This is a genomic window from Photorhabdus sp. HUG-39 (genome assembly GCF_963878365.1).
Taxonomy (GTDB): Bacteria; Pseudomonadota; Gammaproteobacteria; order Enterobacterales; family Enterobacteriaceae; genus Photorhabdus; species Photorhabdus kayaii.
Genome location: NZ_CAWNWY010000064.1, coordinates 1 through 10,171 on the forward strand (window position 1 = coordinate 1; position 10,171 = coordinate 10,171).

11 protein-coding genes and 1 pseudogene are annotated in these 10,171 nt (G+C 41.4%); 5 read left to right on the forward strand and 7 right to left on the reverse strand.

Translation table 11 applies throughout. The annotated features are described in order from the left end of the window. From AAC155_RS23395 to def, 6 genes and pseudogenes are all read right to left on the reverse strand, one after another. The coding region (locus tag AAC155_RS23395; RefSeq protein WP_223121420.1) for a DUF4277 domain-containing protein at positions 1-82 on the reverse strand (82 nt) is incomplete at its 3' end. A gap of 107 nt (positions 83-189) precedes the next feature. Continuing rightward, a pseudogene (locus AAC155_RS23400) lies at positions 190-1,303 on the reverse strand (RNA-guided endonuclease InsQ/TnpB family protein). 165 nt (positions 1,304-1,468) lie between these two features. After that, the gene (gene trkA, locus AAC155_RS23405; protein WP_113044337.1) at positions 1,469-2,845 is read right to left on the reverse strand and encodes a Trk system potassium transporter TrkA; all 1,377 of its coding nucleotides are present in this window, start codon (positions 2,843-2,845) and stop codon (positions 1,469-1,471) included. Positions 2,846-2,901: 56 nt separating this feature from the next. Continuing rightward, positions 2,902-4,191, reverse strand: coding sequence for a 16S rRNA (cytosine(967)-C(5))-methyltransferase RsmB (gene rsmB, locus AAC155_RS23410; RefSeq protein ID WP_113044338.1), 1,290 nt, complete (start codon positions 4,189-4,191; stop codon positions 2,902-2,904). A gap of 70 nt (positions 4,192-4,261) precedes the next feature. After that, positions 4,262-5,209 (reverse strand): methionyl-tRNA formyltransferase, encoded by a 948-nt coding sequence (fmt, locus tag AAC155_RS23415; protein ID WP_113044339.1) that lies wholly within the window; start codon positions 5,207-5,209, stop codon positions 4,262-4,264. Between the two features lie 24 nt (positions 5,210-5,233). Beyond that, the gene (gene def / locus AAC155_RS23420; protein WP_113044340.1) at positions 5,234-5,746 is read right to left on the reverse strand and encodes a peptide deformylase; all 513 of its coding nucleotides are present in this window, start codon (positions 5,744-5,746) and stop codon (positions 5,234-5,236) included. 133 nt (positions 5,747-5,879) lie between these two features. Here def and dprA point away from each other — a divergent pair, with 133 nt between their 5' ends. The 5 genes from dprA to AAC155_RS23445 all read left to right on the forward strand — a co-directional run bounded on the left by dprA (position 5,880) and on the right by AAC155_RS23445 (position 9,243). Next, a complete protein-coding gene (gene dprA / locus AAC155_RS23425; protein ID WP_113044341.1) occupies positions 5,880-6,965 on the forward strand; it encodes a DNA-protecting protein DprA in 1,086 nt (361 codons plus the stop codon). A 64-nt stretch (positions 6,966-7,029) separates the two neighbouring features. Beyond that, positions 7,030-7,569: a topoisomerase DNA-binding C4 zinc finger domain-containing protein gene (locus AAC155_RS23430; RefSeq protein ID WP_113044342.1), complete on the forward strand. Its 540-nt coding sequence runs from the start codon at positions 7,030-7,032 to the stop codon at positions 7,567-7,569. A 13-nt stretch (positions 7,570-7,582) separates the two neighbouring features. Next, complete coding sequence (gene tsaC, locus AAC155_RS23435) at positions 7,583-8,152, forward strand: L-threonylcarbamoyladenylate synthase type 1 TsaC (RefSeq protein WP_113044343.1); 570 nt, start codon at positions 7,583-7,585, stop codon at positions 8,150-8,152. 12 nt (positions 8,153-8,164) lie between these two features. Then, positions 8,165-8,983 (forward strand): shikimate dehydrogenase, encoded by an 819-nt coding sequence (gene aroE / locus AAC155_RS23440; protein WP_113044344.1) that lies wholly within the window; start codon positions 8,165-8,167, stop codon positions 8,981-8,983. After that, positions 8,980-9,243, forward strand: coding sequence for a DUF1488 family protein (locus AAC155_RS23445; RefSeq protein ID WP_112879456.1), 264 nt, complete (start codon positions 8,980-8,982; stop codon positions 9,241-9,243). The genes aroE and AAC155_RS23445 overlap by 4 nt, the downstream gene beginning before the upstream one ends. On the opposite strand, the gene AAC155_RS23450 is transcribed toward AAC155_RS23445, so the two are convergent. Further along, positions 9,219-9,764 carry a gamma carbonic anhydrase family protein gene (locus AAC155_RS23450; protein ID WP_113044345.1) on the reverse strand — a complete coding sequence of 182 codons (546 nt, stop codon included), beginning with the start codon at positions 9,762-9,764 and terminating at the stop codon, positions 9,219-9,221. The two genes, AAC155_RS23445 and AAC155_RS23450, sit on opposite strands and share 25 nt — an antisense overlap. Between the last annotated feature and the right edge of the window lie 407 nt (positions 9,765-10,171).

Here is a 10,171-nt window from a genome sequence, read left to right on the forward strand (position 1 = left end):
GGGGTAAACCGGCTTCATGACAAAAAGCGGCGATAAGGCCAAGATGATCGAGACGTTTAATGGCAGGTATGGGTGTGGACATATTCGCTTTCCGGCAAATAAAAGTAATAGATCAAAATTGGCGATTACCGTCAACCCCACCGATGTCATCAATACAAAAAACCTGTGTAAGATCACATTATTTTTAAATCAGAAATACGGTGCGGAATGACGGGTTATGCCCTTGCGCTGGATGTTGATCGCCGCATTGATATCTCGGTCATGTTCGACATGACAAACCGGGCATTGCCAGATCCGCTTATGCAGCGGCATTTCCGGCACTTTGTAACCGCAGCAATGGCAGGTTTTCGAGCTGGCGAACCACTGATCCAGTTTGACCAGATGGACGCCCGCCGCGGCTTTGTATTCCAGTTTCATGAGGAAGCCATGCCAGCCCGCATCCCCGATAGCGCGGGCAAGGTGGTGATCCTTCATCATGTTGGCCGATTTCAGCGTCTCAACAATGACCGCTTGGTTTTCGTCAACCATTGTTCGAGAGAGTTTGTGTTGAAAATCGGAGCGGGCATGGGCTACCCGCTCATGGACTGCCGCCAGACGTAATCGGGCCTTACCGCGGTTAGCGCTGCCCTGTTGTTTACGGGACAGCGATTGCTGCTTTCGACGCAGGTCACGGGTGGCGTTGATAAGGTGACGCCGGTTATTGACCTTCTCCCCGATCGACTCGATAAGATAGTGGGATAACCCCATATCACATCCTGTTACGCGGGTGATAACGTCCGGCTTTTCTGGCGCATCCTTACTATCGTCACACAGGATAGCGGCGAAATATTTTCCCGTGGCGGTTCGGGATAGCGTAATGCTCTTCACTTCCCCTTCAATTTCTCGGTGTATACGCGCTTCTATCGGTGACAATTGCGGGATCTTCACCGCGCCCTCCAGCACTTTCACCCCAACACAGTGATAGCTGGATTGCTTGCCCTGTTTGCGTTTGAACGTGGGAAATTGGGCGCGCAACTTCGGATTGAAGAAATTATCAAACGCAGTATGCAGATTGATCACCGCCTGCTGTAACGCGATGGCGTCATATGCCTTGAGCCAGGCGTACTTGCGTGATTTCTTTGCGACCGCCAGGAGCGGGCTTGAGGTCTTTGCGCGGATTTAAACTCACGCCGTGACGTTTGTAAGTATGCTTTTTGATGTGCAGCGCCTTGTTGTACGCAAAACGGACCGCACCAAACTGACCGTTAAGATACTTAGCCTGTTCGGGTGTGGGGTAGATGCGGACTTTGGTCGCTCTTAACATATTCAGCGCTCATTGAGATAGTGTATTCATTATTAGCCTGTTTTACAGGCAGATATCAATTCAGTCAGGATACGTCGCAATAGCCAGCCCTAAAGTCCTTTGGGCTTTTCGCCTGATATCCCCGCCCGCACTTATATGACTGATGTATAATGATTTCTTTGGCTTTTAAAGGAAAAAAGGGCTTGGCTGGAATAGTTTCTCTACTTCGGGGACAAATTTCTTATCTGTAATAAACATAATTACATGATCTCCTTGTTCGATCACACTGTAATCACTAGCAATAATGACTTCGTCACCGCGAGCTATTGCACTAATTGTAGTGCCTGGTGGTAATTTAATATCACCGACAGTTCGACCAACAACCTTTGACGTATTTTCATCCCCATGAGCAATCGCTTCGATAGCTTCGGCCACTCCACGACGTAATGAGGAAACGCTTACAATATCTGCTTTGCGAACATGACCTAGCAGAGCGGAAATCGTCGCTTGTTGTGGAGAGATTGCAATATCAATGACACCACCTTGTACTAAATCGACATATGCACCACGTTGAATGAGAACCATGGCTTTTTTAGCACCCATGCGTTTGGCAAGCATTGCAGACATGATATTTGCCTCGTCATCGTTGGTTAGAGCAATAAATACATCAACTTGTTCTATATGTTCTTCAGCTAATAACTCTTGATCGGAGGCATCCCCATAGAAAACAATGGTATCATGTAATAATTCGGCTAGTTCTATAGCTCTTTGCTGATTTCGTTCAATTAATTTAACCCTGTAATCTTTTTCTAGACGTAGTGCAAGACCAGCTCCCACATTACCACCACCTACAATCATAATACGTTTGTAGGGTTTTTCTAAACGTTGAAGCTCACTCATTACAGCACGAATATGTTGTGATGCAGCTACAAAGAAAACTTCGTCATCAGCTTCAATAATTGTAGAACCTTGAGGTCTTATTGGTCGATCCTGACGAAATATTGCTGCAACTCTGGTATTAATATGCGGCATGTGCTCACGAAGTGAGGAAAGTGCATTTCCTACAAGTGAGCCTCCATAATAAGCTTTTACTGCAACAATGCTTACTCGGCCTTCGGCAAAGTTAACGACTTGTAAGGCACCAGGATATTGAATTAGTTTATAAATATAATCTATGACAAGTTGTTCTGGTGAAATAAGATAATCAATAGGAATATCATTAGGCAGAAAAAGTTTATCTGCTTCACGAATATATTCTGCTGCGCGTATTCGCGCAACTTTGTTTGGGGTGTTGAATAAGGAATAAGCAATTTGGCATGCAATCATGTTAGTTTCGTCAGAATTAGTTACAGCAACTAACATATCAGCATCTTCAGCACCAGCTTCTCTTAATACTCTGGGGTAAGAACCATGACCATTGACTACTCTGAGATCGAATTTATCCTGTAGTTGGTGTAGACGGTTGGGATCAGTATCGACTATGGTGATATCGTTATTTTCACCTACCAGATTTTCAGCTAATGTACCGCCAACTTGACCAGCACCAAGAATAATTATTTTCATAGTATTTTCTAACTTATTGCAAACAAATAATTATCTCTATAAATTGTAGAGATATATTACTGTTTAGTTAATCGAGCGTAAAAGAAACCATCACCACCATTTAACTCAGGTATTATTTGTTTTCCCAGACAATCACTTGTCTCTGTTCCCGCGAGTTTTGCATCTGAGTGGCGTTTTAAAAACGAGATGATTTGCTGGTAATTTTCATCTGGTAGAATGGAACAGGTTGCATATACTAGTGTTCCATTTTTCTTTAAGTATGGCCAGATTGCATCAAGAATCTCAGATTGCAATTGAACTAATTGAGCAATATCTTCCTCGCGGCGTAACCACTTGATATCAGGATGGCGACGGATTACTCCTGTTGCTGAACACGGTGCATCCAAAAGAATGCGGTCGAATTGCTGGTTCTCTGCCCAATGTTCAGGGTGGCGTCCATCACCGGTTTTTACTGTAGCGTGGCAGTTAAGGCGTTGGAGATTTTCTTTTACTCGTTTGATTCTTTGCTCATCAATATCTACCGCTACTACTTGAGATTCTGGTGCTATTTCGAGGATATATGTTGTTTTCCCTCCTGGTGCTGCACAAAGATCGAGAATTTTCTCTCCATTAATGGGTTTTAGTAACTCGACACACTCTTGTGCGGATAAATCTTGGACAGTGACCCAACCTTTGTCAAATCCAGGTAATATTGTTACAGGGCAAGGGGAAATTATGCGGATAGCAGAAGGTGATTCGGGCGCTGGTTCTGCATCAATTCCTGATTTATGAAGAAGAGTAAGATATTCATCCCGACTATGGTATATACGATTAACTCGTAACCACATAGGGGGTTTCTTATTATTAGCATTAATAAGTTGTTGCCATTGTTGTGGATAGGCTTTTTGGATTCGAGTTAATAGCCATTCTGGGTGTAAGTGGTGGCTAGGATTATTTTGTGTATATTCCATTAACTGTAGCTGTTGTCTCTGAAATTGGCGAAGAACGCCATTAATTAACCCTTTCAATTGAGAATGCTTCAGAGTTACGGCTCCGTTTACTGTTTCAGCAAGTGCGGCATGGGCTGGAATACGAGTATAGGCAAGTTGGTATATCCCAACCATAAGCAAGTAATGAAGAATACGTTGTTTACCTTTTAATGGTTTTGCCATTAGTTGACCTATTATCCATTCTAGCTGTGGTAATACGCGTAACACTCCGAAAGATAATTCCTGTAACAAGGGTTTGTCTTTATTAGTTATATTTTGTTGCAGTTTGGGTAAGACTGTACTGAGAGACTGTCCTTGATCCAGAACTTGATTGATTGCTTTTGCGGTGATACTTCGCAGATTATATGTGTTTTTCATAGTTAAAAGAGCTAACAAAAGCCAGCATTAAGAGAAAGTTTGTGAGAGAGCTTACAGCATAAAATAGTATTCAGTTGATTTTATTGCCTGGCGTAAACCATTCACGTTTAGAATTAAGTAGATTTGCTGCTGACATTGCTTTTTTACCGGCAGGTTGTAATTGTGTAATGTTCAGAATTCCATCAGCAGTAGCAATATAAATACCTTCTTTGTCTGCTTTTAATACAGTTCCTGGTTCTACCGAAGTTTGTTCTTCAATGGCTTCTGCTTTCCAAACTTTAATAGGTTGCCCTTCCATCTCGAAAAAGCTCATGGGCCAGGGATTAAATGCGCGAATACAACGTTCAAGGTGGGCTGCAGATAGTTCCCAATTTATGCGGGCTTCTTCTTTGCTTAGTTTTTCAGCGTAGGTAACCAAATTTTCGTTTTGAGTTTCAGGTTGACTTTTACCTGATGTTATTAATGATAATGTTTTGAGTAACGCATCTGGCCCAATATGGGCCAGTTTTTCGTATAAACTGGCACTGGTATCCTCAGGTGTAATAGGGCAGCTTGCTTTATATAGCATGTCACCAGTGTCAAGACCTATATCCATTTGCATTATTGTTACGCCTGTTTCTGTATCACCGGCCCAAAGTGAGCGTTGAATGGGGGCTGCACCTCGCCAACGTGGTAGTAGGGAACCATGTACGTTTAGGCAACCTAATTCTGGAATATTTAAAACAACCTTGGGAAGGATCAATCCATAGGCAACAACGATGAGAACATCAGGTTGTTGTTTTAGAATCCATTGTTGGTTTTCTTCTGAGCGTAAAGTAGCTGGCTGAAAAACGGTGATGTTACGTTCTTCCGCCAGTACCTTTACAGGACTGGGTGTCAGTTTTTTACCTCTTCCTGCCGGTCTATCTGGTTGAGTTAGAACGCCAACCACCTCATGCGGAGACATTAACAAAGCCTCTAGGTGGCGTGCTGCAAAATCAGGTGTTCCGGCAAAAACAATACGTAAAGAATCAGACACGTTTATTTCCTGTATTAATATAATTTACTTGGTTCGGGCTTTTTGTTTATCCAGTTTTTCTACTTTCTGGCGTATACGTTGGCGTTTCAGTGGAGATAAGTAATCCACAAAAAGTTTACCAATTAAGTGGTCCATCTCATGCTGAATACAAATTGCGAGTAAGCCATCAGCTTGTAATTCAAATGGTTGGCCATTGTAATCTAGGGCTTTGATTTTGACTTTTTCGGCTCGTGGCACCAGTGCTCGTTGTTCAGGAATAGACAAACAGCCCTCTTCGATCCCCGTTTCACCACTTTTTTCCAGTAATTCTGGGTTGATCAGAACGAGACGCTCATTACGTGTTTCTGATACGTCAATAACAACAATACGCTGATGAATATCAACTTGTGTTGCTGCCAAACCGATACCTTCTTCTGCATACATAGTTTCAAACATATCATCAATGATACGTCGAATCTCTGCATCAACTGTTTTAACAGGCGTTGCAATAGTGCGAAGCCGCTCGTCTGGGTAATGTAATACTTGTAATACTGACATATATGTTTAGATCTGCATCAAAAATGTTAATGGTATTCTATGTCTATTCTAGACATTTCCCGTTTAGATTGACAGTATCGATTGCTAATTGAGCAGTTTAGTTTTGTCCGTCAATCTTAGCTAGGATGACAACATGGAAGCTATGGAAGTATGGTTGCGAATGAAGATGATTTCTCATTTGGCAACAGAGAGAGCAGCAAATGTTGCAGAAAAATTATTATATTCCGGGAGTCGTTATCTCACTGTGTTGAAAGATAGTGGATTATCGCCAGCACAATGTCTGCAATTTACTAAAGTAAATAAAATCTTACTAGCTTCATGTCTTAAGTGGCTGGAACAGCCAGAGCACCATTTATTGACATATTCTCATCCTTCGTATCCACCTCTATTAAAGCAGATACATACCCCTCCGCTTGTGCTTTTTGTGGCAGGAAAACCAGATATTCTTTTAAAGAAGCAGGTGGCGATGGTAGGGAGCAGGACAGCAAGCTATTATGGTGAGAAATGGGGAAGAATTTTTGCAAGTGAACTAGTTGGATATGAGTTAGTTATTGCTAGTGGTTTAGCTATCGGTATTGATGGTATTTGTCACCGAGCTGCATTGGATAGTGGAGGTAAAACAGTAGCTGTATTAGGTAGTGGGCTTGGTCAAATTTATCCTCATAGACACGGATCATTAGCAAAGCAAATTGAGGAGAATGGTGCTCTTGTTTCTGAGTTTTTTCCGGATACTCCACCACGTGCAAAAAACTTTCCTAAAAGAAATCGGATTATCAGTGGATTAAGCTCAGCAGTGATTGTTGTAGAAGCAGGCCAAAATAGTGGCTCGTTAATTACTGCTCGCTGTGCTCTTGAGCAAGGAAGAGATGTATTTGCATTACCAGGGCTTTTGGGGAGTTCAGTGAGCGAAGGCAATCACTGGTTAATAAAACAAGGTGCATATTTAGCTACAAATGCAATGGATATTGTGGAACATGTTTACAGTTCATTACAATGGTTGAATATGGAAAGAGCGGAGGAAGAAGTAAAACCGCAGTTTGAGCAAACTGAGTTGCCATTTACTGATGTGCTAGTTAACGTAGGCGCTGAAGTAACACCTGTTGATATTATTGCCCAGCGTTCTTCATTGCCTATAACTGAGGTCATGACAAAGCTCCTTGAGCTGGAATTACTGGGTAAGGTGACTGTGGTTGCTGGTGGTTATGTGCGTGTGAGTTAAATTAACTGAATTTCCAGAGTTCTGTTCAACGTCATATGAGAATGAATTTTTGAGTGAAAATAGTATGGCAAAAATGGTTCCTTTCTCCACTGATGAAACTAAATATTGCCCTGAATGTGGTTCTGTGTTGGTTATGCGTAATGGTATCCATGGCCCATTTCTTGGATGTTCTGGTTATCCATCATGTCAATATATTCGTCCATTAAAAGGGCAAAGTGATGGTCATGTGGTAAAAGAACTTGAAGGGCAGCTATGTCCCTCGTGTGGAGTCAATTTGATTTTGTGCCAAGGACGTTATGGAATGTTCATTGGTTGTAGTCGTTATCCTGAATGCGAACATACAGAACTAATTGATAAACCGGATGAGACGTTAATATCCTGTCCGCAATGTAAACAAGGACAACTACTCCAAAGGAAATCACGTTTCGGAAAAATTTTCCATGCGTGTAACCGTTACCCTAATTGCCAGTTTGTATTAAATAATAAGCCAATTGCGGGGAAATGTGAGTTTTGTTCTTATTCGTTGTTGGTTGAAAAACGTACATCACAAGGTATAAAGTTATTTTGTGCCAGTAAGTTGTGTGGAAAACGGCAAATAAATTAAGCAGAGTAATAAAATGAGCAATGAAGCATCACCTGCATTTGAGAATGTATTAACTGCATTAAAAGCAGAAAAAGTGATTGCCTATCCGACTGAAGCTGTTTTTGGACTTGGATGTGATCCTGATAGTGAAAAAGCAGTAAATGAACTGCTTATATTAAAAAAGCGTCCTTGGCAGAAAGGGTTGATTCTTATCGCAGATAATTATGAACAATTACAACCATATCTTGATGATAAGCTTCTGACAGAAGAGCAAAAAAAAACTATGTTTGCTTGTTGGCCAGGGTCTGTAACCTGGGTGATTCCTGCCAAATTCAGTGCACCTAAGTGGTTGACAGGGCAATTCACCACCTTGGCTGTCAGAGTTAGTGATCATCCTTTGGTGAAACAGTTATGTACTTTTTATGGGAAACCATTGGTGTCGACCAGTGCAAATTTGAATGGCCTTGAACCATGCAGAACAGCAGAAGAAGTTAGACAACAGTTTGGAGATAAGCTTCCTATATTAAACGGAGATGTTGGAGGTCGGAAAAACCCTTCAGAAATTCGGGATGCTTTAACTGGTGAGCTTTATCGTCAAGGATAAGGGGAGATAAATATGGATCAATTTGCTGTCTTTGGTAATCCTGTTGCGCATAGTAAATCTCCGCGTATCCATCAGTTATTTGCTAGACAGACAGGTATTGAGCATCGTTATGGGAAAATTCTGGTGCCGATGAGTAAATTTCAAGAGGCATTGGATACATTTCTTAAACAGGGAGGTATAGGAGCCAATATTACTGTGCCATTTAAAGAGCAGGCATTTATTCGGGCAAATGAGTTGACTGAACGGGCAAGACTCAGCGGGGCAGTTAATACTTTGAAATTACTAAATAATAATCAATTGATTGGTGATAACACGGATGGTATAGGGTTATTAACAGATTTGATGCGACTTGGGTTTATTACTCAAGGGCAACATATTTTAATCATTGGAGCGGGTGGCGCTGCCAGAGGTGTTTTATTTCCATTATTAGAATTTGGTTGTAAAATTACAATTACAAACCGCACGTTTAGTCGCGCTATACAGGTTGCTAATAATTTTTCGGCAATAGGCAATATTTGGCCTGTTGAGATGAAAGCACTTAATAGTCCTGAGTTTGATCTCATTATCAATGCGACTGCATCTGGTATTAATGGTGAGATTCCTACTATATCTCCATTCATGTTTAATGAGAATTGTGTTTGTTATGATATGTTTTACCAGGCTAATTTGACGCCCTTTATTTCCTTTGCCAAGAAGCATGGTGTTTCTCGTTATGCGGATGGGCTGGGGATGTTAGTGGGGCAAGCTGCTCATTCATTTAAATTATGGCATGGTGTATTGCCTGAAATTTCACCTGTGTTGCTAACATTGGAACAGGAGTTACATTCGTGAATCAATCTATCCAATTTCCTGATAGAGAAGAGTGGAGTGAGCAAGAGCAGATAGTCGTTTTTCCCGCATTGGTAAATGGATTATTGGTTCAATGTGTTATAAGTGCCAAGGAGCTTTTATACCGTTATGGGACGGAAGATCATCATCCACTAAGCCTTTTTCGACAAAATCGTTGGGATATAGAAGAGGAATTCGAATTAGTAATTAATAACGAGGATGATGATCATTTGGGACGTTACATATTACCTTCCTGCAAATAGTTATTTTTCAAGCTAACGTAATGGCTTGCTGAATAACATAGCCCTTTTAATTCTTCAGGTTTTAGTTTTCTGACCTGGCGGGCAGGGCTGCCAATATAAAGGTACCCACTTTCTAATATCTTGCCTGGGGCTACTAGGCTGCCTGCACCAATAATAACGTTATCTTCAATCACTGAACCATCAAGTAGGATGGAGCCCATACCGATGAGTATTTGATTACCTATAGTGCAGCCATGAAGTATAACTTTATGCCCGATAGTGACATCATCTCCCACAATTAAAGGAAAACCATCAGGATTGTCTGTCGTTTTGTGTGTCACATGTAATATAGAGCCATCTTGAATGTTAGTACGTGTACCAATAGATACATAATTAACGTCCCCACGGATGACAACTAAAGGCCATATACTGACATCATCAGCAAGTCTAACATCACCAATGATTACACTAGATGAATCTAGCATAACGTTCTGACCAACTTTGGGCTGAATACCAAGGTAACTGCGTAACGTTTCGGACATGTATACCTCTGATGAAAAAATGGAGATTTACTTTAAATAAGATTTTAGTGAGGAAAATACCAGTATGCAATGAAAGAAACTTGTTGAATAGGGCTATGGTGGTCGAAATTTTACCCAAAAAGAACAAGAATTCGCCTGTTGATGGTGGGTGTGAAAAAAAAGTATTGTATAAAAATCTGAGCTCCCTATAATGCGCCACCACTGACCGACACAACGCTGATAAACATTGTGAGGTCGGGCAGAGAAAAAGCTAATAAGCGCTTGACTCTGCGGGCGAAAAGCGTAGTATACGCAGCCCGGCTGAACGAGAATATCACGTTTTATTTCAGCCTGCTCTTTAACAATTAATCAGACAATCTGTGTGGGCACTCACAAGACCGTATCACAAAAAAATACGTTTTAAAGTC

Coding starts and splice junctions, on each gene's coding strand:
- trkA (WP_113044337.1), bottom strand. CDS start 2,845: ATGAAAATAATTATTCTTGGTGCTGGTCAAGTTGGCGGTACATTAGCT.
- aroE (WP_113044344.1), top strand. CDS start 8,165: ATGGATCAATTTGCTGTCTTTGGTAATCCTGTTGCGCATAGTAAATCT.
- dprA (WP_113044341.1), top strand. CDS start 5,880: ATGGAAGCTATGGAAGTATGGTTGCGAATGAAGATGATTTCTCATTTG.
- def (WP_113044340.1), bottom strand. CDS start 5,746: ATGTCAGTATTACAAGTATTACATTACCCAGACGAGCGGCTTCGCACT.
- tsaC (WP_113044343.1), top strand. CDS start 7,583: ATGAGCAATGAAGCATCACCTGCATTTGAGAATGTATTAACTGCATTA.
- AAC155_RS23430 (WP_113044342.1), top strand. CDS start 7,030: ATGGCAAAAATGGTTCCTTTCTCCACTGATGAAACTAAATATTGCCCT.
- AAC155_RS23450 (WP_113044345.1), bottom strand. CDS start 9,764: ATGTCCGAAACGTTACGCAGTTACCTTGGTATTCAGCCCAAAGTTGGT.
- rsmB (WP_113044338.1), bottom strand. CDS start 4,191: ATGAAAAACACATATAATCTGCGAAGTATCACCGCAAAAGCAATCAAT.